At 62.2% G+C, this 21,277-nt stretch carries 18 protein-coding genes; 10 read left to right on the forward strand and 8 right to left on the reverse strand.

Annotation, left to right across the window (positions count from 1 at the left end; translation table 11 throughout):
- Positions 1 to 7: 7 nt before the first annotated feature.
- From GOW04_RS17080 to GOW04_RS17090, 3 genes are all read right to left on the reverse strand, one after another.
- Positions 8 to 946, reverse strand: coding sequence for a DMT family transporter (locus GOW04_RS17080; protein ID WP_171233386.1), 939 nt, complete (start codon positions 944 to 946; stop codon positions 8 to 10).
- Positions 947 to 1,081: 135 nt separating this feature from the next.
- Complete coding sequence (locus GOW04_RS17085) at positions 1,082 to 1,495, reverse strand: group III truncated hemoglobin (protein WP_171229990.1); 414 nt, start codon at positions 1,493 to 1,495, stop codon at positions 1,082 to 1,084.
- A gap of 48 nt (positions 1,496 to 1,543) precedes the next feature.
- Positions 1,544 to 4,462, reverse strand: coding sequence for an error-prone DNA polymerase (locus GOW04_RS17090; RefSeq protein WP_171233387.1), 2,919 nt, complete (start codon positions 4,460 to 4,462; stop codon positions 1,544 to 1,546).
- 110 nt (positions 4,463 to 4,572) lie between these two features.
- On the opposite strand from GOW04_RS17090, the gene GOW04_RS17095 reads away from it, so the two are divergent.
- The gene (locus tag GOW04_RS17095) at positions 4,573 to 5,037 is read left to right on the forward strand and encodes a DUF1203 domain-containing protein (RefSeq protein WP_171233388.1); all 465 of its coding nucleotides are present in this window, start codon (positions 4,573 to 4,575) and stop codon (positions 5,035 to 5,037) included.
- Here the strand turns inward: GOW04_RS17095 and GOW04_RS17100 are convergent.
- The gene (locus tag GOW04_RS17100) at positions 5,034 to 6,026 is read right to left on the reverse strand and encodes an ABC transporter ATP-binding protein (protein WP_171233476.1); all 993 of its coding nucleotides are present in this window, start codon (positions 6,024 to 6,026) and stop codon (positions 5,034 to 5,036) included. The two genes, GOW04_RS17095 and GOW04_RS17100, sit on opposite strands and share 4 nt — an antisense overlap.
- 87 nt (positions 6,027 to 6,113) lie before the next feature.
- Here GOW04_RS17100 and GOW04_RS17105 point away from each other — a divergent pair, with 87 nt between their 5' ends.
- The 3 genes from GOW04_RS17105 (at position 6,114) to polA (ending at position 9,712) form a co-directional block, all read left to right on the forward strand.
- Positions 6,114 to 6,290: a zinc-finger domain-containing protein gene (locus tag GOW04_RS17105; protein ID WP_152459472.1), complete on the forward strand. Its 177-nt coding sequence runs from the start codon at positions 6,114 to 6,116 to the stop codon at positions 6,288 to 6,290.
- A 55-nt stretch (positions 6,291 to 6,345) separates the two neighbouring features.
- On the forward strand, positions 6,346 to 6,843 hold the full coding sequence (locus GOW04_RS17110; protein ID WP_171233389.1) for a hypothetical protein: 498 nt from the start codon (positions 6,346 to 6,348) through the stop codon (positions 6,841 to 6,843).
- A 70-nt stretch (positions 6,844 to 6,913) separates the two neighbouring features.
- Positions 6,914 to 9,712, forward strand: coding sequence for a DNA polymerase I (polA, locus tag GOW04_RS17115; RefSeq protein ID WP_171233390.1), 2,799 nt, complete (start codon positions 6,914 to 6,916; stop codon positions 9,710 to 9,712).
- A 20-nt stretch (positions 9,713 to 9,732) separates the two neighbouring features.
- Here polA and GOW04_RS17120 read toward each other — a convergent pair whose 3' ends face one another.
- Together GOW04_RS17120 and GOW04_RS17125 are read right to left on the reverse strand one after the other, a co-directional pair.
- Positions 9,733 to 9,963: a DUF2798 domain-containing protein gene (locus tag GOW04_RS17120; protein WP_171117031.1), complete on the reverse strand. Its 231-nt coding sequence runs from the start codon at positions 9,961 to 9,963 to the stop codon at positions 9,733 to 9,735.
- 74 nt (positions 9,964 to 10,037) lie between these two features.
- The gene (locus tag GOW04_RS17125; protein WP_171233391.1) at positions 10,038 to 10,793 is read right to left on the reverse strand and encodes a hydroxypyruvate isomerase family protein; all 756 of its coding nucleotides are present in this window, start codon (positions 10,791 to 10,793) and stop codon (positions 10,038 to 10,040) included.
- A 9-nt stretch (positions 10,794 to 10,802) separates the two neighbouring features.
- On the opposite strand from GOW04_RS17125, the gene GOW04_RS17130 reads away from it, so the two are divergent.
- Entirely contained in the window at positions 10,803 to 10,964 is a 162-nt protein-coding gene (locus GOW04_RS17130; RefSeq protein ID WP_171233359.1) for a hypothetical protein, read from the forward strand.
- 11 nt (positions 10,965 to 10,975) lie between these two features.
- On the forward strand, positions 10,976 to 11,920 hold the full coding sequence (locus tag GOW04_RS17135) for a DMT family transporter (protein WP_254430194.1): 945 nt from the start codon (positions 10,976 to 10,978) through the stop codon (positions 11,918 to 11,920).
- Here the strand turns inward: GOW04_RS17135 and GOW04_RS17140 are convergent.
- The gene (locus GOW04_RS17140) at positions 11,903 to 12,478 is read right to left on the reverse strand and encodes a DUF1285 domain-containing protein (protein WP_171233393.1); all 576 of its coding nucleotides are present in this window, start codon (positions 12,476 to 12,478) and stop codon (positions 11,903 to 11,905) included. The two genes, GOW04_RS17135 and GOW04_RS17140, sit on opposite strands and share 18 nt — an antisense overlap.
- A gap of 64 nt (positions 12,479 to 12,542) precedes the next feature.
- Here GOW04_RS17140 and GOW04_RS17145 point away from each other — a divergent pair, with 64 nt between their 5' ends.
- The 4 genes from GOW04_RS17145 to GOW04_RS17160 are packed head-to-tail and all read left to right on the forward strand — an operon-like array spanning position 12,543 to position 19,220.
- Positions 12,543 to 13,550 carry a MoxR family ATPase gene (locus GOW04_RS17145; RefSeq protein WP_152459465.1) on the forward strand — a complete coding sequence of 336 codons (1,008 nt, stop codon included), beginning with the start codon at positions 12,543 to 12,545 and terminating at the stop codon, positions 13,548 to 13,550.
- Entirely contained in the window at positions 13,547 to 14,422 is an 876-nt protein-coding gene (locus GOW04_RS17150; RefSeq protein ID WP_171172113.1) for a DUF58 domain-containing protein, read from the forward strand. The genes GOW04_RS17145 and GOW04_RS17150 overlap by 4 nt, the downstream gene beginning before the upstream one ends.
- A complete protein-coding gene (locus GOW04_RS17155; RefSeq protein ID WP_171233477.1) occupies positions 14,419 to 17,181 on the forward strand; it encodes a DUF4159 domain-containing protein in 2,763 nt (920 codons plus the stop codon). Before GOW04_RS17150 ends, GOW04_RS17155 begins: the two co-directional genes overlap by 4 nt.
- Positions 17,178 to 19,220, forward strand: a complete 2,043-nt coding sequence (locus GOW04_RS17160; RefSeq protein ID WP_171233394.1) for a hypothetical protein — start codon at positions 17,178 to 17,180, stop codon at positions 19,218 to 19,220. Before GOW04_RS17155 ends, GOW04_RS17160 begins: the two co-directional genes overlap by 4 nt.
- Here GOW04_RS17160 and pbpC read toward each other — a convergent pair.
- On the reverse strand, positions 19,217 to 21,253 hold the full coding sequence (gene pbpC, locus GOW04_RS17165; protein WP_171233395.1) for a penicillin-binding protein 1C: 2,037 nt from the start codon (positions 21,251 to 21,253) through the stop codon (positions 19,217 to 19,219). The genes GOW04_RS17160 and pbpC overlap by 4 nt on opposite strands.
- Positions 21,254 to 21,277: the final 24 nt, after the last annotated feature.

Here is a 21,277-nt window from a genome sequence, read left to right on the forward strand (position 1 = left end):
GGCCGCCCTACGACCCTGGCCGCGCCGAGGCGCCGGTGTCAGAGCGCGGCGAGCGGACGCGCAGAACCGGCTTGTTCGGCGATACATTGGCCCGGCTCTCGCGCCAGACAACGAACACACCGGACGCGATGATGATGCTGGCCCCGACTGCGACCCACATGTCGGGCGTTTCGCCAAAGAACATCATGCCGAATATCGTGGCCCAGATGATCTGGCTGTACTGGCTGGGCGCGACCACACCGGCGGGTGCAGCGCGATAGGCCAGAATGATCAGGTGTTGGGCGATCACGGAAAACACGCCGACCAGCGCCATCATGGCCAGATGCAACAGCGACGGCGGCTGATAAACGGCCGGTTGGGCCAGGCTCATGACCGCGATCGCCAGCAGCATCGGATACAGGATCAGGACGGCCGAGCGTTCCTCGTTCCCGATCTTGCGCACCAGCACCGATGCAAAGGCGCTGCAGAATGCGGCCATCAGGGCGGCCAGATGGCCGAGCGTGATATCCGTTGCGCCGGGGCGCAGAACGATCAGCACCCCGATCAGACCCACGCCAACCGCAGCCCAGCGCTGGGCCCGGACGACTTCGCCCAGTATCGGAATCGACAGGACCGTGACGATCAGCGGGAAAGAAAACAGCAACGAATAGACCTCGGCCAGGGGCAGGACCGAAAAGGCATAGAACGCGCAGGACATGGCTGTGACCATCAGACCCGAGCGCAGCAACACCAACCAGGGGTGATGCGGCAGGAAGTTGCCCGTGGTCCGGTCCGTCAAGATCGTCACTGCCATCGGGACAAAGGAAAACAGCGTGGCAAAAAAGATGATCTGCATCACCGAGTAGGTCCCGCCCAGCGTCTTGATCAGCGCGTCATGGGTGGCAAAGACCGCAAAGCCCGCGAATGCATAGCCAAGACCCCGGAGGGTGGTGTTCTGAGTGCTCATGGGTCAGCCTCGGGTGATGTGTCGATGTGAAGGGGCAGCACAAAAGGGGCTGTCTTGTCTCTGACTAACTCTATTTTCTCGACCCGCATAGCCCCTAATTTACCGCTAACATCGCAAGGCAGCCATGACGTGAGCTCAACGCAGGATCGGTGGCGCGTCCTTGGGCTGGCGGGCCGATTGCACCCCGGCCTTCATCCCAACACCGATGCGGCGCGCCAGAGCGACCCAGGGTGTGGCGGTTTCCGGGGGCAGGGTCTGGGTGGCGACCTTTTCGAACAGGTCCAGCCAATGGGCGAACATCTCGGGCTTTACGTCCGGTCGTTCGATATGCACCCGCTGCGGGTTGCCGTCATAGCTGCGTTCGAACAGGATGGCGTTGCGCCAGAAGGATGCGATCTTTTCCTCATGCGCGGGCCAGTCGGTGACATGGTTGGCGAATACCGGGCCTAGTACCGCGTCCTGCCGCACACGGGCGTAAAAGGCGCGAACCTGTGCGTTGATCTGCTCGGGCGTCGCGGGAAAGCGCGGCGGAAGGGTTGGTCTGGTCATGGTGGCCTGTTTTCGACTCTGTTTTTTGGCAGATAGGCGGTTCCGGCGTTATGTGACAGAGGTGGTATTGTCGCGCTGCCCCGGTGTCAGCAGGTGCCGCAACAGGGCCACGGGATGCGCCCGCAGGCTCAGGCGGGTGGCGACGTAATCCTCGACCACCTGTTCGCCCAGCGACATCCGGGGCAGATGGGCGGCGGGCTCGTCCAGCGCCTCGCCTTCCAGATCCTGCGCGAACAGCGGCAGGGGCCTGGCGGTGGCGATCGCCTTGGCCTGCCACAGCGCCTCGCGCCGGGTCAGGCCGCAGGCGGCAAAGGCATCGGCCTCGGCCAGACGCTCGATCACCGAGGGGCCAAGGCCCGCGCGGCGCCAGACGTCGTCAACCTGATGATAGCCATTGCCGCGCGCGGCGGTCAGCCAGCTGGCGTCCTCCTCGCTCAGGCCCTTGATCTGGCGAAAGCCCAACCGCAGGGCCAGCCCGCCATGGCCGTCGGGCTCCATCACGTTATCCCAGAAGCTGGCATTGATGCAGACCGGGCGCACCTGCACGCCATGTTCGCGCGCATCGCGCACGATCTGGGCGGGGGCGTAGAAGCCCATCGGCTGCGAGTTCAGCAGCGCGCAGGCGAAAATCCCCGGATGGTGGCACTTGATCCAGGCGCTGGCATAGACCAGCAGCGCAAAGCTGGCCGCGTGGCTTTCGGGGAATCCGTAGGAGCCGAACCCCTCGATCTGCGAAAAACACCGCTCGGCAAATTCGGCGTCATAGCCGTTGCGCTGCATCCCGCGCAGGAACAGGGTGCGGAATTCGCTGACATTGCCATGCTTCTTGAAGGTCGCCAGCGACCGCCGCAGCCGGTCGGCCTGTTCCGGCGTGAAGCCCGCGCCGACGATGGCGATCTGCATCGCCTGTTCCTGAAACAGCGGCACGCCCAGCGTCTTGCCCAGCACCTCGCCCAGTGCGTCCGAGGGAAAGCTGACCTCTTCCTCGCCGTTTCGCCGCCGGATATAGGGATGCACCATGTCGCCCTGGATGGGGCCGGGGCGGATGATGGCGACCTCGATCACCAGATCATAGAAATTGCGCGGCCGCATCCGGGGGAGGAAGTTCATCTGCGCACGTGATTCCACCTGGAACACGCCCACCGAGTCTGCCTTGCACAGCATGTCATAGACCGCCGGGTCCTCGGGCGGCAGGGTGGCGAGCGTATAGCTGGTCTGATGATGCTGGCCGACCAGGTCAAAGGCCTTGCGGATGCAGGTCAGCATGCCAAGGCTCAGAACATCGACCTTGAGGATGCCCAGACTGTCGATGTCGTCCTTGTCCCAGCAGATGACGGTGCGGTCCTCCATCGTGGCATTCTCGATGGGCACCAGCTCGTCCAGACGACCCTCGGTGATGATGAACCCGCCCACATGCTGGGACAGATGGCGGGGGAAGCCGTTGATCTGATGCACCAGTGTTAGAGTCTGTTTCAGGCGGCGATCCTCGGGGTCGAGGCCGATTTCGCGCATCCGTTCCGCCTCGAGCCCCGAGGCCGAGAAGAACCCCCACAGCTGCGAGGACAGGGCGGAAATCGTGTCCTCGGTCAGGCCCATGGCGCGGCCCACCTCGCGGATGGCGCGCTTGCCGCGATAGTGGATCACCGTGGCGCACAGCCCCGCGCGGTGGCGGCCATAGCGTTCATAGATGTGCTGGATCACCTCTTCGCGGCGTTCATGTTCGAAATCGACGTCGATGTCGGGCGGCTCGTCCCGCGCCTCGGAGACGAAACGTTCGAACACCATGGTGCCCATCTCGGGGCTGACCTCGGTGATGCCGAGACAGAAACAGACGACAGAGTTCGCCGCCGAGCCGCGCCCCTGGCACAGGATACCGCGGCCGCGGGCGAAATGGACGATGTCGCGGACGGTCAGGAAATAGGGTTCGTATTTCAGCTTGCCGATCAGCGTCAGTTCATGCGCCAGCATCTTTTTGGCTTTCTCGGACGCCCCGGCGGGATAGCGCCATTTCAACCCTTCATGCGCCAGCCGATGCAGGCGCTGGGTCGGGGTTTCCTTGTCGCTGCCCTCGCTGGGATATTCATAGCGCAGCTCGTCCAGCGAGAATGTGAGTTCCTGGCTGAGCGCATAAGCGCGGGCCACGGCGTCCTCAAAGCCCTTGAAGATGCGCAGCATCTCGGGTTCCGAGCGCAGGCGCTGTTCGCCATTGGCCAGCGCGTGGCGGCCCAGATCGTCCACCTTGCGGCGCAGGCGGATCGCGGTCAGCACATCACCCAGCTTGCGGCGCGACCCGTGATGCATCATCGGTGCGGCGCTGGCGATTGTGGGCAGACCCAGATGATATGATTCAGTCTCTAACAAATGGAAAAATGCCGCATCCGCCCCGTCATAGCGGGGATGCATCAGCAGATGCATGCGCCCGGCAAAGCGGCGCGTCAGCTGTTGCGCCTGTGTCCGCCACCCGCTCGCGCCGCCGCTCGGACGGCCCGCCTGTGGCCAGAGCAGCAGGTGCAGACCGTCGGAAAATTCCAGCAGGTCGGACAGGTGCAGGATGCACTCGCCCTTGGCCGCGCGCAGCCGTCCGGTGGACAGGAGGCGGCACAGGCTGGCCCAGCCCTGCCGGTTGATGGGCAGGACGGTGACGGGCGGGGCATCGGTAAAAATCAGCCGCGCCGCCGGGATCAGGCGCGGCACCGCATGCACCGGGAACGAGGGTGGTTTCGGGATGTGATCGGGGCAGGGCGGGCCGATGGGCGTGTTCTGCTCCTCCCACGCGCGGCGCTCGCGCACCTTGCGGGCGATCTCGCGCGCCTGGGTATGGGCGCGGACGATGCCGGCCACCGAGTTGTCATCGGCGATGGCGATGGCGGGCAGGCCCAGGGTGACGGCGCGCTCCATGTACTCCTCGGGGTGCGAAGCCCCGGTGAGGAAGGTGAAGTTCGACGTGATCGACAGCTCGGCATACATGGCGATTCCACATTATATTCACGTTTTGTTCTTTTTCGAGTCCTTTGCGCAGGAAACGGGTCGCCTGGACCAGGCCAGGCGCGCATGGTTGCAGAAAAAGGAGACCTGATATGTTCAAGATCACCGCTCTGCCCACTGACGAAGTCCGCGCCCTTCAGGCAGGTCAGCCTGATGCATATGGCGCCGCGCCCGAGCGCGCCGTTTCGTCGGGGGCTGGCAATCCCTGTCGCCACTGCCTGAAGAACATTCCCGAAGGCGCAGAGATGCTGATATTGGCGCATCGCCCCTTTTTAGAGCCACATCCATACGCTGAAACAGGGCCGATCTTTCTGTGCGCAACGCCTTGCGAGCGCTATGAAGGCGGCGCCCTGCCCGAGATTTTGACCAGTGCACCCGACTATCTGATCAAGGGGTATGGACCGGATAACCGGATCGTCTATGGCACCGGCGCAATCACGCCCAAAGATCAGATCGACGCAAAAGTCAGCGATATTTTTGCCCGCCCGGACGTGGCCTATATTCACGTCAGATCGGCGCGGAACAACTGCTACCAAGCGCGGATAGACCGGGCTTAGAGCTTGACCCGGTGCAGGCCCCGGCGCGGCTGGTCCTGATCGTCGGCCGGAGCATCGTCGGTCCGCGAGGAGGTCAGGGCCAGGAACACATCCTCGAGATCGGCCTCTTCGGTACGCACGTCGCGGATGCGGATGCCCGCCGCCCGGACGGATTCCAGAACCTGCTCGGCGCTGGTCCGGGCGCTGCGATATTGCAGTATAAGGCTGCCGTCTTCACGTAAGCTGGCCTCGACGCCTTCGGTCACCGGCAGGTCGACCACCGGGGTGTCCGGCACAATGACCATGGTCCGGCTGTCCATGCGGCCCAGCAGGTTGGCGGTACTGTCCTGAGCGATCTTTTCACCGTGGTTGATGATGGCGATTTCGTCGCACATCTCCTGCGCTTCTTCCAGATAGTGGGTGGTCAGGATGATGGTCACGCCCTGCTGATTCAGCTTGCGCACATTGGCCCACAGCATCTGGCGCAGTTCGATATCCACGCCTGCCGTGGGTTCGTCCAACACGAGGATTTTGGGGTGATGCACCAGCGCCTTGGCCAGCAGCAGCCGCCGCCGCATCCCGCCCGACAGCGTGCGGGCATAGGCCTCGGCCTTGTCGCTGAGGCCGACCAGTTCAAGGATTTCATCGCTGCGACGTTCGGATTTCGGTACGCCGTACAGGCCTGCCTGTACTTCCAAGGCGCCCCGCGGGGTGAAGAACGGGTCAAGGTTCAGTTCTTGCGGCATCACACCAATCGCGGCGCGGGACTGCCGCGGATTCTGATCCTGATCGAAGCCCCAGATCGACACACGGCCCGAGGACTTCACCACCAACCCGGCCAGAATATTGATCAGGGTCGATTTCCCGGCGCCGTTCGGGCCCAGCAGCCCGAAAACCGAACCCCTCGGAACAGTCAAATCAATGCCTTTCAGCGCGTGTTTCTCAGGCTGACCCTTGCCGCCACGATAGGTCTTGCGCAGACCTTCGATCCTGATTGCCGCATCGCTCATGTGGCTCTTGCCCCCGGATTGCTCATCGCTCATAAACGCACCTAATACATGCCCGCGAGGCCGACAACCGAAGAAGGATCGCCAGCCGTGACCATCGAAGCGCCGGAAACCAAGATCGTCGAAACCGCCCGTGTCGCCTGTGACGGCGGCGAAGGCGCATTGGGCCATCCGCGCGTCTGGCTGCAAATCCCCGAGGATACAGGCTGGGTCGAATGCCCGTATTGCGACTGCAAATATGTGCTGAAGGGCCGTGAACAGGGCTGATTGCCCGATCAACCGGGTTTTGCCCAAATATTGCCTCGGTTTTCATGTTAGTGCTTTGGCGCAACCAAAGCAGGGATACGTGATGACCGGAACTTCGGCCACTGACACTGTGAACCCGGTTTTCGGCTGGGTTGGGTTCTGCATCGCGTCTTTGGCGTTGTTTGCTGCGTTGTTCGTATTCTGGGCGGGGCCCTTTGCACCTCAGCAGACTGCGGGTGTGTCGCTGGGCGAACTGGCGGCCGAGATCGGCAAATCGACCCTGAGGGCCGCTGCGGGGATGGAACAGCCCGAGCCCGTTGCCCGCGCCCGCGATCTGGATGATTTCCTGCGGATCGGTGTCGCCATGCTTGGCGGGCTTGCGATCGTCGTATCGGCCGTTGGCATCCTGCGTCACGAAAAGCGGCGCCCTGCCATCGCCGGAATGGTTATCGGTACGGGGGCAATCCTGTTCCAGTTCTTTGCCTTTGCGTTTTTTGCCTTGCTGGGGGTGTTGGTGATCATGGCTTTGCTGAACAGTTTCTCTGACGTCTTCTCGGGATTGTTTGGCGGTTAGGCTGCGTTCTTGGCTGGTCACCCGCGCGACCCTGTGGCAGAACCATCCCTGACCGACAGGGAGCGCGCGCATGAGCAATTTCGGAAAAGGATGTCACCTGCATCTTATCGACGGATCGGCCTTTATTTTCAGGGCCTATCACGCGCTGCCTCCGCTGACGCGCAAGTCGGATGGTCTGCCGATTGGGGCGGTGTCCGGGTTCTGCAACATGCTTCAGAAATATGTCGAAGGGAACACCGGGCCGGATGCGCCAACCCATGTGGCGGTGATCTTCGACAAGGGGTCGCACACATTCCGGAATGATCTGTACGACCTGTACAAGGCCAACCGCGAAGCGATGCCCGAGGACCTGCGCCCGCAAATTCCACTGACCCGCGAGGCGACAAAAGCGTTCAATATCGCGTGCAAGGAACTCGAAGGCTATGAGGCCGACGACATCATCGCCACCCTGACCGTTCAGGCGCGCGAGGCTGGGGGCCGCGTGACCATCGTAAGCTCTGACAAGGATCTGATGCAGTTGGTCGGTGACGGCGTCGAGATGCTGGATGCGATGAAGAACAAGCGCATCGACCGGGACGGGGTGATCGAGAAGTTTGGAGTTGGCCCCGAGCGCGTCGTGGATGTTCAGGCGCTGGCGGGGGATTCCGTTGACAATGTGCCGGGCGCTCCGGGAATCGGGGTCAAGACGGCGGCGCTGTTGATCAACGAATACGGTGATCTGGAAACACTGCTGGACCGGGCCGAGGAAATCAAACAGCCCAAGCGCCGGCAGACCCTGATCGAAAAGCGCGATCAGATCGAACTGTCGAAGAAACTGGTGCAGCTGGACGAGAACACACCGCTGGATTTCACGCTGGATGACCTTGAAGTGAGAGAGCCCGATGCAGAGACCCTGCTGGGTTTTCTGGCGGATATGGAATTCCGCACACTGACCAAACGGATCGCCGACAAGCTGGGGGCCGAAGCACCGGCCATCGCCGACGCTCCGGCGCCTGCGGCCAAGGAAGTTGAGGCCGAGACGATCCCGTTTGACGCGGCAAAGTATGAATGTGTCCGTGATGCAGCAGCTTTGCAAAAATGGATCGATCAGGCCCATGAACGAGGCTGGATCGCTGTTGATACCGAAACCACCGGTCTGAATGAAATGATAGCCGATCTGGTCGGTATTTCGCTGTGTGTCGAGGCCGGCGAAGCCTGTTACATCCCGCTGACCCACCGCGATGGTGCGGCGGATGATCTGTTCGGGTCAGACGCGCTGGCTGACGGGCAAATGCCGCTGGATGAGGCGCTGACGCTGCTGAAGCCGGTGCTTGAGGACCCGTCGATCATCAAAATCGGGCAGAACATGAAATACGATGCCAAGATTTTCCGGCGTCACGGTATCGATGTGGCCCCGATCGATGATACGATGCTGATGTCCTATGCCATGCATGGCGGTGAGCACGGGCACGGTATGGATACACTCTCGGAACGGTATCTCAGCCACACGCCGATCCCGATAAAGCCGCTGCTGGGGTCAGGCAAGTCTGCGATCACCTTCGACAAGGTGCCGATCGACGAGGCCACCGCCTATGCCGCCGAGGATGCGGATATAACGCTGCGCCTGTGGCAACTGTTCAAACCGCAGCTCCACCGGGTGCAGGTGACGACTGTCTACGAGACGCTCGAACGACCACTTGTGCCGGTTCTGGCCGAGATGGAGATGCATGGCATCAAGGTCGACCGCGACGTGCTGAGCCGTATGTCGAACGCCTTTGCCCAGAAAATGGCCGGTTTAGAGGCTGAAATCCACGAACTGGCGGGTGAGAACTTCAATGTCGGCTCACCCGCGCAGTTGGGTGAGATCCTGTTCGACAAGATGGGCCTGGAAGGTGGCAAGAAGGGGAAAACCGGCAAGTACTCGACCGGGGCTGATATTTTGGAAGATCTGGCGACCGAGCATGAACTGCCGCGCAGGGTGCTGGATTGGCGCCAGTTGTCCAAGCTGAAATCAACCTATACCGACGCGCTTCAGACCCATATCAACCCCGACACGGGCCGGGTGCACACGTCTTATGCCATCACCGGGGCGAATACCGGACGTCTGGCCTCGACCGACCCCAATTTGCAGAATATCCCCGTGCGCACCGAGGAGGGCCGCCGCATCCGCGAGGCCTTTGTCGCCGAGCCGGGCAATGTTCTGGTCAGCCTCGACTACAGCCAGATCGAGCTGCGCATCCTGGCGCATATCGCCGACATTTCGACCCTGAAACAGGCCTTTGCCGACGGGCTGGACATCCACGCCATGACCGCGTCGGAAATGTTCGACGTGCCGCTGGACGAGATGACGCCGGACATCCGCCGTCAGGCCAAGGCGATCAACTTTGGTGTGATCTATGGCATCTCGGGCTTCGGACTGGCGCGCAACCTGCGCATCCCGCGGGCCGAGGCACAGGGTTTCATTGACCGCTATTTCGAACGCTTTCCGGGCATTCGCCAGTACATGGATGACACGGTGGCATTTGCCAAAGAGCACGGTTATGTCCAAACCCTGTTCGGGCGCAAAATCCACACGCCCGAGATCAACGCCAAGGGGCCGCATGCAGGATTCTCGCGCCGGGCGGCGATCAACGCGCCGATTCAGGGCACTGCGGCGGATGTGATCCGACGCGCGATGGTGCGGATGCCGGGTGCGATCAACGGGCTGCCCGCCAAGATGCTGTTGCAGGTCCATGACGAATTGTTGTTCGAAGTCGCCGAGGATTCCGTGGATCCGCTGATCGACGTGGCGCGCGAGGTTATGGAGGGTGCCTCGGACCCGGCGGTGAAACTGGATGTGAAGCTGAGCGTGGATGCTGGCCAGGGTGCGAACTGGGCCGAGGCGCACTAGCACCAGGTCAGCCTTCCGGGTCAGCCCTGTGGCCTGACCCACCCTTCGACCATACGTTTCACCGAAGGTCCTAGGACCAGGATCACCGTGAACGCGATGGGCCAGCAAAAGGCCCAGGACGCCATCCAGTCACCAAGCGTTTCAGGATGGAACCCCACTGCCTTGACCGTAGCGATCCCGGTGACAATGCACGACATCAGTCCTGACATGATCAGTCCAAAGATGGCATGGGCAAAGCGGGCAGGAATCATAACGGGCATCCTCGAAAGCGGTTTGCCCGTTTTGTGCGCCTTTCGGGCAGCGAATTCCAGCCCGATGAACGGCGTCAACGTCGCATCCAAGCCAGGGTCGCATCTGTTCGAGCCGTCGAAGGCGCGTATTCGGCGCTGACCCAACCGGTGTAACCAGCATCATCCATTGCCGCGAAAAGCTGCGCGAAATCCGTAGGCCCGCGCCCCGGTTCAGAACGTTCGGGGGCGGCCCCAATCTGGGCGTGGACAACACTGGGGTGAAAACGCTCCCAGACGGCCAGCGCGTCGCCGTGGATCATATGTGCGTGAAAACTGTCATATTGCAGACCGACATTCGGGCGATCCACGCGGCCCAGTACCTCGGTCGCCAGATTATAGTCGTTCAGGAAATAGCCGGGTTGGGACATCGGATTGAGGGGTTCGATCGTAAATGTCTGCTGCGGTGCGAAATCGGCGGCCCACTGCAAGTTTTGCACGAAGCAGTCCAACGCATCCGTCCCGGCTGCGTATCCGGACATTATATGAATGAAGCCCGGCCGCAGCACCTGAGCGTAGCGCAGAACGCGGCGGATATCAGACTGAAACCGGGACGCACCGCCGGGGATGGCGGCATAACCCGGTGCGCCACCGGTATAATTCGGCGGGGGCGCGTTGATCAGAACCAGTTCGAGCCCGTTGGCCAGCAAGGCACGACGGGTTTCTTTTGCAGCAAGTTCGTACGGAAACAGGATCTCGACCGCCTTGAACCCGGCATCTGCCGCTGCCTGAAACCGGTCCAGATACGGAAGTTCGGCAAAGAGCAAAGAGATATTCGCGGCGAATTTTGGCATAGGCGGCCCATGGATTTCAGGTGGCCCGACCTTATCCGCGCGTTGATTTCTGTGAAAGTGACAGAAAACGACAGTTTGTCGAAATTCGACCAGATCGACCCGATGAAATCGGAAACGCTTCCTGCATTGCGGCGAATCAATTTTCTGACGCCGTGCCAATGGAAGGTTTGAAAACGATGGCGATGAGCCCAGACCCCGTCCGCGGGAACAGCCTTTCTGCGCCGGCGGGACAGCATTCTGCCTTGTCGGGCAACGGGTTGGCCGTGGCTTCGATGCTGACATGGGCGGCCGGGTTTCCGGCGGCCGAAGTGCTGTTGCAAACATGGCCGCCCGTCGCCCTGTTGGCCGCGCGACTGGCGCTTGCCGTGTTGGTGATGGTGCCGGTCTGGGTGATTCTGGACGGGCCGCGCCGGGTTGTTTCAGCCCGCTGGGGTCATGCAATGACCGTCGGCGGCCTTGGAATCGGGTCGGGAATGTTCCTGTTGATCTTGTCGCAAAAGCTAACTGACCCGGTGACGGTGGCAATCATCGTCTCTTGCGCACCTTTGGTGGCCACATTGCTTGAATTGGCTGCTGGCACACGCCGGCTGAAGTGGAATTTTGCGCTGGGCGTAGCTGTATCGATTGTCGGCGGGTTGATCGCCACCAGCGCTTTGGCCCCGGCCCAGTTGGGTCTGGGCGCGGCCTGTGCGGTTGGATCAACGGTGCTGTTCTGCTGGGCCAGCATGGCAACCGCCCGGGATTTCGCCGAACTGAGCCAGACCGGGCGCACGACGATCACCTTTGTCGGAGGGCTGGCCATGGCATCGCTGCTGGTTTTCGGATCGGCGCAGTTTGGTCTGGACGTGATGCCTGCAACTGCGTTCGACATGCAGCAGGCAGGCATGCTGATGATCTATGCGCTTATCTCCATGGGTCTCAGCCAGGTATTTTTCATCACCTCCGTCGGCAAGCTGGGCGTGGCGCTGGCCTCTTTTCACATCAATGTCGCCCCGTTCTACGTGATGCTGATCATGCTGATGCTGGGGGACGAATGGAACTGGACCCGGGCATTGGGTGCGAGCATTGTTGCAATGGCTGTCGTGCTGGCACAGGATCGCGCGCCACGGTTAGCTCAGGTCGGCTGAGGGGATCAGGCCAAAGAACTGCCCGCCTGACCAAACACCGAACCAGCCGTCATGGTGCGTTCCGATCTCGACGAGGCGGTAAAAGCTTTTGCGGTCTATCCGAGCTTCGAGGTTGTCGCGGATCAATATGTAGGGTGAGGGTTCGTCTGTTTCAGGGTCTATAACAATTCGGATCGGATGATCAGCTCCGGCCAAGGCCCGGTCGCCAACATGGGTTGTGAAGGTCAAGGACTGGTCCTTTCCATCCCCGTCCCGGTCGAAATCCACAGCGACAAACGGCGCGTCTTCGACAGTGATTCCCACCTTCTCGACCGGGGTGACGAGGAAGTACTTGCCGTCTTCCTTCTTAAGAATTGAGGAAAAAAGCTTCACAAGCTCGAAACGGTTGATGGGTGAGCCTAAATAACTCCATGTGCCATCTTTTGCGATCTTGATGTCCAGATCGCCGCAAAACGGAGGATTCCAGAGGTGAACGGGCGGTAAACCGTTGGTTTTGGCCGCTTTGACCGATGCCGCCAGACCATCTGGCGACGGTTTCACAGGTTTTTGTCCGCTCATTGCTTTTGCCATTTCCTCTCAGCGCGATACACTTCAATCATAATAGTCCACGGAAGGGAAAGTCATGACCGAACCTGCCGACCTCGTAGCCGAGATCGAAGCGCTGGAAAACAAGCTGCAAGAGGCCAAGGCCTCGATCACCCGCCGCTTCATCGGGCAGGAGAGGGTCGTGGACCTGACGCTGACCGCACTTTTGTGCGGCGGCCATGCCCTGTTGATTGGTCTGCCGGGTTTGGGCAAGACACGCCTGGTCGAGACTTTGTCGACGGTGATGGGCCTGCATGGCAGCCGCATTCAGTTCACTCCCGATCTGATGCCCGCCGATATTCTTGGGTCCGAGGTTCTGGACACTGCCGACGATGGCAGCCGCCATTTCCGGTTCATTCCCGGCCCGATCTTCTGTCAACTGTTGATGGCGGATGAAATCAACCGGGCAAGCCCGCGGACACAATCGGCGCTGTTGCAGGCGATGCAGGAACGCACCGTTACCGTGGCAGGCGAGGACCGTTCATTGGGTACGCCGTTCCACGTGCTGGCAACGCAAAACCCGATCGAGCAGGAAGGCACTTATCCGCTGCCCGAAGCCCAGCTTGACCGGTTCCTGGTGCAGATTGACGTCGAATATCCCGACCGCCAGACCGAGCGGGATATCCTGCTGGCCACGACCGGGGTTGAAGAGGAAGAGGCACATCAGATTTTCAGCAAGGAAGAGTTGCTGGCTGCGCAGGTGTTGTTGCGCCGGATGCCGGTCGGAGAATCCGTCGTTGAACTGATCCTTGATCTGGTGCGGGCCTTCCGCCCCGAAGAACCCGGTGTGTCCGAACGGGTTGCCGAAACCGTGGCCTGGGGTCCGGGCCCCCGTGCCGCGCAGGCGCTGATGATGACGGTGCGGGCGCGTGCCATGTTGCAGGGACGCCTGGCACCAAATGCCGAGGATGTTCTGGATATGGCGCGCCCGGTGCTCAGCCACCGGATGGCACTGAACTTTGCGGCAAGGGCGCGTGGTGACAGCCTTGCAGAGCTGATTGACTCGACCGCTGTCGGGCTGATCCGGACCGAGGCCGCGGCGTGAATGCCGAGCTGACCCTTCGCGAAAGATCTGAAGCCGAGGCATCGCGGCTGCCGCCCCTTTTGGCGAGGGCCGAGCACTTGGCCGGAACTGTCCTACTGGGCGACCACGGTCGACGGCGGTCCGGGATGGGGGATGATTTCTGGCAATACCGCCCGGCGCAGGTCGGCGACAGCCGTCGCATGATCGATCACCGCCGCTCGGCGCGGGGGGATCAGCAGTTCGTACGTGAACGGGAATGGCAGATCGCGCAATCCGTGATGTTATGGGTCGATCAGGGGGCTTCGATGCGGTTTGCGTCCGACAAGACCCTGCCGACCAAAGCGGATCGCGCGCGGCTGTTGGGGCTGGCGACATCCATCCTTCTGGTGCGCGGCGGTGAACGCGTAGGTCTGACCGGCACCACCTTGCCGCCCCGGCGCGGCAATGCGCAGATCATCCGGCTGGCGCAGGCCTGGTCCGAGGATAATCAAGCGGATTACGCCCCGCCCGAACACCGCGCCATGATCCCTCATGCCCGCGCCGTGTTCATCTCGGATTTTCTGGGCCCTATGGATGAGGTTGAACTTGCCTTGACCAAAGCCGCCGACCGTGGCGTGCGCGGCGTGGTTCTGCAAGTGCTGGATCCGGGTGAGGAGTCGTTTCCCTATCGCGGGCGCACCATTTTCGAAAGCGTCGGAGGGTCTGTCCGACACGAAACGCTCAAGGCCGCCGAGCTGCGGGACCGTTATCTGGAACGCCTGGCGCATCGCAAGGACGCGCTGAGGCAACTGTGCCGAGCGACGGGCTGGCAACTGGGCCTGCACCACACGGGCGACAGCGCACAAGCGGCTCTGTTATGGCTTTATCGGGCCTTGGATGGGGGCACGCGATGACGGTTCTGGCGGGCATCGGCTTTACCGCGCCATGGGTGTTGCTGGGTCTTCTGACCCTGCCGATCCTGTGGCTGATCCTGCGCGCGGTTCCGCCGGCACCGATCCGCCGCTTGTTCCCGGCGGTCACGCTGCTGTTGGGCCTGAAAGATGACGAAAGCGTATCCGACCGCACCCCATGGTGGCTGCTGCTGCTGCGGATGCTGGCGGCGGCTGCGATCATCATCGGGCTGGCAGGGCCGGTTCTGAACCCGTCACGGGATGAAACCGGAACCGGGCCGCTGCTGCTGGTGCTGGACGCCAGTTGGGCCGGAGCCGCGCGCTGGCCGGCGACACTTGACCAAATCGACACGCAACTGTCGGAGGCCGGGCGCGCGGGCCGAACGGTTGCAATTTTGCGCCTGACAGAACCGGAAACACCGGTATTTCAGGCTGCGGAAGCGTGGCGCGGGCGTTTGCCTGGGCTGACCCCGAACCCCTGGCAGCCGAATGCGGATCAGGTTGCTCAGACCATTGCCGCGTTGAACGCCGTTGACGGCGGATTTGATACACATTGGTTCAGTGACAGGCTGGACTATGCAGACCACGCTGAACTGGTGTCCAGCCTTCAGGCGCGCGGAGATGTGACGGTCTATCAGGCGGCGTCCCGGCCCGTTGCGATTCGGCCTGCGGCCTATCAGGACGGGCTGATCCAATTGACCGTTCAGCGCGCGGGCTCCGGACCGGAAGACCGCGTGACGGTACTGGCGCAAGGCCGTGATCCGGCGGGTACGGCCCGGGTGCTGCATTCCGTTGAGCTGACCCTTGAAGCCGGCGAAACCACGGCGCAGGCCGATCTGGCGCTGCCGTCGGAATTGCGCGCCCGTATCACACGGTTTGAAATTCAGGGCCAAAGGTCCGCCGGGGCTGTGACTTTGACGGATGATAGTCTGCGCCGGCGCGAGGTTGCGCTGATTGCCGGAACCCGCAACCGTGAAGGGCTGGAGCTGTTGTCACCCCTGCATTACCTGACGCAGGTCCTGGTCCCGACCGCGGATTTTGTCGATGGCGGCCTGCTTGAGGTTCTGCCCGCCAACCCGGATGTGATCGTCCTGTCGGACGTGGCGCAGATGTCGGAGCCGGAAGAGGCCGCTTTGATCGAATGGGTCGAACAGGGCGGGCTTCTGCTGCGTTTTGCCGGTCCGCGCATGGCGGCCAGCGATCTGGGCAGGGACACCGAAGACACCCTGTTGCCGGCGCGGCTACGCAGCGGTGGACGATCCGTCGGCGGTGCGATGAGCTGGGGCGAAGCCAAGACGCTGGCGCCGTTCCCCGAAAGCTCTCCGTTTTTCGGCTTGGATATCCCAAAGGACGTGGTTGTATCGACCCAAGTCATGGCGCAACCAGACCCTAACTTGGCGGATCGCGTGATTGCTTCGCTGTCCGACGGAACTCCGTTGGTGACACGCAAGGCTTTGGGGCTTGGGCAGGTGGTGCTGTTTCACGTCACTGCGGATGCCGAATGGTCCACCCTGCCGTTGTCGGGCCTATTCGTCGAGATGCTGGATCGTTTGGCCGTGGCTTCGGCAGCCAAGTCGCGGCAAGAATCGCAACTGCAAGGCACCACGTGGGAGCCGGTTCAGATTATGGACGGGTTTGGCGCCCTGTCAGATGCCGGAACCCTGGCCGGTGTGGATGGCGTTCAGCTGATCTCGGGCCGGATCGGGCCAGATTTGCGTCCGGGTCTCTATGAAAGCGGCAAGCAGAAGCTGGCATTGAACGTGGTCTCGGAAGAAACCGAGCTGCGCCCGGTGACCTGGCCCGCCAATGTGCCGATCAAAGGGCAGGAGGTCAGCACGGAAACCCCGCTTGGTGGCCTGTTACTAAGCCTCGCACTGATCTTGCTGACGGTTGACGTGATTGCCTCGCTGGCCTTGTCGGGCAGGCTGGGTCTGGCGCGAACGGCGGCTGCCGCGATGGCCGCTTTTCTGCTGGTGCCGGACGTACAGGCGCAGACGCCCGAAGATACCGAATTTGCCCTTGCCGCAACGCACGAGCTTGTGCTGGCGCATGTGCTGACCGGTGAGGCGCAGGTGGACGATATTGCCGAGGCCGGATTGCGCGGCTTGGCGCAAACCCTGTTCTTTCGCACCTCTGTCGAACCGGCGGACCCAATCGGCGTTGATCTGGAACGAGACGAGCTGGCATTCTTTCCGCTTCTCTACTGGCCCATTACGCCGAACCAGCCGCAACCTTCGGCCGAGGCGTATATCAAACTGAACGCCTATTTGCGTTCGGGTGGGATGATCCTGTTTGATACGCGCGATGCGGATATTGCCGGTTTCGGCGCATCCAGTCCGAATGGCCGCAAGTTGCAGCAACTGGCCGGACCGCTGAATATCCCTGCATTAGAGCCGATTCCCCGCGATCACGTCCTGACCAGAACATTCTATTTGCTCCAGGATTTCCCGGGCCGCTATTCCGGCGCAGAAGTCTGGGTCGAAGCTGCACCCGGGGATGCAGAACAGATCGAAGGGATGCCTTTCCGAAACCTCAATGACAACGTGACACCGGTGGTTATCGGCGGCAATGACTGGGCCGGGGCCTGGGCCGTGGATCGCAACGGCCAGGCCCTTTTGCCTGTCGGTCGTGGGTATGCCGGGGAACGGCAACGCGAACTGGCCAATCGTTTTGGCGTCAATCTGGTGATGCACGTGCTGACCGGGAATTACAAATCCGATCAGGTCCACGTGCCCGCCCTTTTGGACAGGTTGGGACAATGACCGGAACCGTCATATTCGACCCTCTGATCCCGTGGCCGCTTTTGGCTGCTGTGGGGGCGATTGCCACTGTCGGAGTAGCTCTGGCCTTGTGGCGCGGTTTGTCGGGCTGGGCCCTGCGGGGATTGGCGGCCCTGGTTGTCGTCGCGGCACTGTCCGGTCCGGTCTATCAAGTCGAGGACCGCGCGCCGCTGACGGATATCGTTTTGATGATCGAGGATGAAAGCGCCAGCCAGACACTTTCGGACCGGGCCGAACAGACTGCGCAGGCCGCCGAAGATCTGGCCGCCGAGATCGAGGCGCGGGACAATACGGAACTGCGCCGCATTCGGGTCGGCGACGGTGACGGGGATGAGGGCACGCAGGTCATGGCCGCCCTGAATGAGGCCCTGGCCGAAGAACCGCGTGCGCGCATCGCAGGCATTCTGGTGATATCGGACGGGATCGTGCACGATGCCGATCAGGCCCCGGAATTGCCGGCGCCGATGCATCTGCTGCAAACCGGGCGTGCGGACGACTGGGATCGCCGGCTTATCGTCCGAAATGCGCCTGCTTTTGCCATCATCGGTGAATCGGTGACTTTGACCCTGCGCGTTGAAGACAGCGGAGCAGCCCCCGCGAGTGCCGCGACAGCGCCGTTGGAGATTTCCGTGGATGGTGGTGAGCCTCAGCAACTGAGTATTCCAATCGGTCGGGATGTCGAACTGCCTGTCACCCTGCCTCATGGCGGGCGCAACGTGATCCAGTTTTCCGTGCCCCTGGCCGAAGGCGAGTTGACCGACCGCAACAACACCGCGCTGATCCAGATGAACGGCGTTCGGGATCGCCTGCGCGTTCTGCTGGTCTCGGGTGAACCTCATCCGGGCGGGCGCACATGGCGCAACCTGCTGAAATCCGACAGCTCGGTCGATCTGGTGCATTTCACCATCCTGCGCCCGCCCGAGAAGCAAGACGGCGTGCCGGTGGACGAATTGTCTTTGATCGCCTTCCCGACCCGCGAGTTGTTTCTGGAAAAGATCAACGATTTCGATCTGATCATATTCGACCGCTACAAGCGGCGCGGCATCCTGCCTGCGATCTATCTGGACAACGTCACCAGTTATATCAATGACGGCGGCGCGGTTCTGATTGCGGCCGGTCCCGATTTCGCCGGAGCTGACAGCATATTCCGGTCGCCGCTGGCGCCGATCCTGCCGGCGCAACCTTCCGCGCGTGTCTTCGAGGAACGCTTTGTTCCGAAGGTCAGCGAGTTGGGTCAGCGCCACCCGGTGACTACAAACCTTGGCGATTCCGAGGATTGGGGGGCCTGGTTGCGCCAGATCGATGTGAACCATCGCTCGGGCGAGGTTCTGATGACGGGCATTGACGAACGCCCCCTGCTGGTTCTGGACCGAGTGGGAGAAGGGCGTGTTGCGATGCTGGCATCGGACCACGCCTGGCTGTGGAGCCGTGGCTTTGAAGGCGGCGGCCCGCAACTGGAGCTTTTGCGCAGGTTGGCCCATTGGATGATGAAGGAACCCGAACTCGAGGAGGAGGCGCTGTGGGCCGAAGCCAACGGCCAATCCATGCGCATCATTCGACAGACGCTTGGGGATGATGTGGGTCCGGTGACTGTGACGCGCCCGAACGGCGAAACGCTGGAAATCACCTTGCAAGAGGTCTCTCCGGGGCGGTTCGAAGCGCAATACTATGGGCCCGAAATTGGTCTTTACCGTTTGCAGGAAGGTGACCACATGGCCGTGATCGGGCTTGGTCCCGCCGCGCCGAAGGAGTTTGAACGCACCATCGCAACGGGGGATGTTCTTGAACCGGTTCTGGCCGGCATGCGGGGCGGCGTGATCCGGGTGGAAGATGGGTTGCCGTCGATCCGCAACGTGCGCGCCGGGCGCCCGGCGGCTGGTCGGGGCTGGATCGGTCTGACCCCGCGCGATGCCTACGAGACTCGTGATGTTACCCAGGCGGGTCTGCTGCCACCTTGGCTGGTATTGCTGTTGGCAGGAGGTTTCCTGTTGGGCGGTTGGCTGCGCGAGGGGCGGCGCTAATCGATCCTGATTGACGCCCTGTCGGATTGACCTTGCGCATCCACCACGACAAGTGAGGTGAAGCCGGTCCCCGGATTTGGGATTTCAAACTCTCGTCGCCGCTGCCCGGTCAGCACCGGCACGCCATCTGCCAGTACGGAAAACGGCCCGACGCCGCCACGCAGTTTGACCGTCAGAGGTGCTCCTGACGTCTCTAGCACGGCATTATCGGGCGGGAACAGCAGGTCCGGCGCGGAAGGATCATCCTTGAAAGCCGTCGTGCGGGGGCGAAATCGCTGCAACGGCTGAGGCAATTGGGCCGCGCCGACAAGCAAGGTCGAAGGCGGCGGTGGGCGCAGGGGCGTGAGGTCGGGTTTAAACAGGTTGAAAGCCTCGGCCAACAGGGGTGCGGCAAGGTCGCCCCCGAATGCACCGGGAACAGGCGTTCCATCGGCGCGGCCCAGCCAGACCCCTATGACGTGCTGCCCGTCAAAGCCGATGGCCCAGGCATCGCGGTGGCCATAAGACGTGCCGGTCTTGTAGGCCAGCGACCCTGTTGCACCGCCTGCCGGTGGCGCAAGCCCGGCCAGAATGTCCGAAACCTGCCATGCCGAGGTTTCCGACAGAACGCGCCGGGTGCGCTGGGCGTCTGCCAGAACGTCATGATGCAGGATCGGGCCTGTACCGCCAGCTGCCAGAGTGGTGTAAACCTGTACCAGATCGTGCAGGCTCAACCCCACGCCACCCAAAGAAATCGCCAATCCGGGTGTTGCGCCATTCAGACGTGGCTCTGACCCGGCCAACCGCAAAGCCGTCATCAACCGAGCGGGCCCCAGCTCATTCGTCAGGCGCACGACGGGGATGTTCAGCGACAGCTGTAGGGCGTCCCGCACCCGGACATCGCCACGGAAGGCGCCGTCGAAATTGCGCGGTGCGTATCGGCCAAACATCACGGGGCTGTCGCTGATCAGGGTCTCGGGATGGGCCAGCCCCTGATCGAAGGCCAGCCCGTAGACCAGAGGTTTCAGGGTCGATCCGGGTGACCGTACGGCCCGGGTCATATCCACGAACCCCTGACGGGCATCTTGGTACCCGGCAGATCCAACCGATGCCAGAACCTCGCCGCTGCGATGGTCGGCCACGATCAGAGCCCCGGAAACGCGTGGTCCGACGCGGGTGGCGGCCTGGGCCACCAAGGTTTCCAGCCGGGCCTGTAATCCGGCATCCAGCGTCAGATCGAAGGCCTGGATTGCGGGTGCTTGCAGCCTCACGCGGTCAGTCAGATGGGGTGCAAAGCGCGGAAACAGATTCATCCGATCCGGAAGGGTTTCGGTCATGGCCGCACGCGCTTGGGCATTGGTCAGGACGGTGTGGCGCACCAGCCTGTTCAGAACCCGGTCGCGGGCCTGTCGGGCAGCCTCTGGCTTGCGATCCGGGCGCCGGGCCTCGGGGGATTGCGGCAACGCAACCAACAGGGCGCTTTGTGCGGGGGTCAGCCGCGTGGCGTCCTTTCCAAACCACGCGCGGGCGCCGGCACGGAGCCCTTCCAGATTGCCACCATAGGGGGCATGGGTCAGATAAAGGTTCAGGATTTGCTGTTTGCTCAGACGCCGCTCCAACGCCAATGCGACTCTGATCTGGCGAAATTTCCCGCTCCAGCGCCCGGTTGGGCCATCTTCGATCAACCGCGCCACCTGCATGGTCAGGGTGGACCCGCCCGACACGTTACGCCCGTTCCACAGGCTTTGCCCGGCAGCCCGCAGCATCGCGATGAGGTCCACTCCGGCGTGGGTCCAGAACCGTTTATCCTCGTACCGGATCAGCATAGCGATGAAATCCGGGTCAACTGCGCCGGGCCGCAGCCTCCAGATGCCATCCTCGACTGGAAACGCCCGCAAAAGCTCGCCATTCCGGTCCCGCATCTCGACCGAAGTTTCAGCCAGAACGGAAGGCAGCGTTGTGGCATCGACCCAGCGGTCAACACCATCCCGTGCCAGTGCCGTCAGATAGAGTGCTCCGGCCAGCGCAAACAAGAGCTTCGTCCGCCTAGGCATGTCGACCGCCCAAACAAGGGTATG

Source organism: Ruegeria sp. HKCCA4812 (genome assembly GCF_013034245.1).
Lineage (GTDB): Bacteria > Pseudomonadota > Alphaproteobacteria > Rhodobacterales > Rhodobacteraceae > Ruegeria.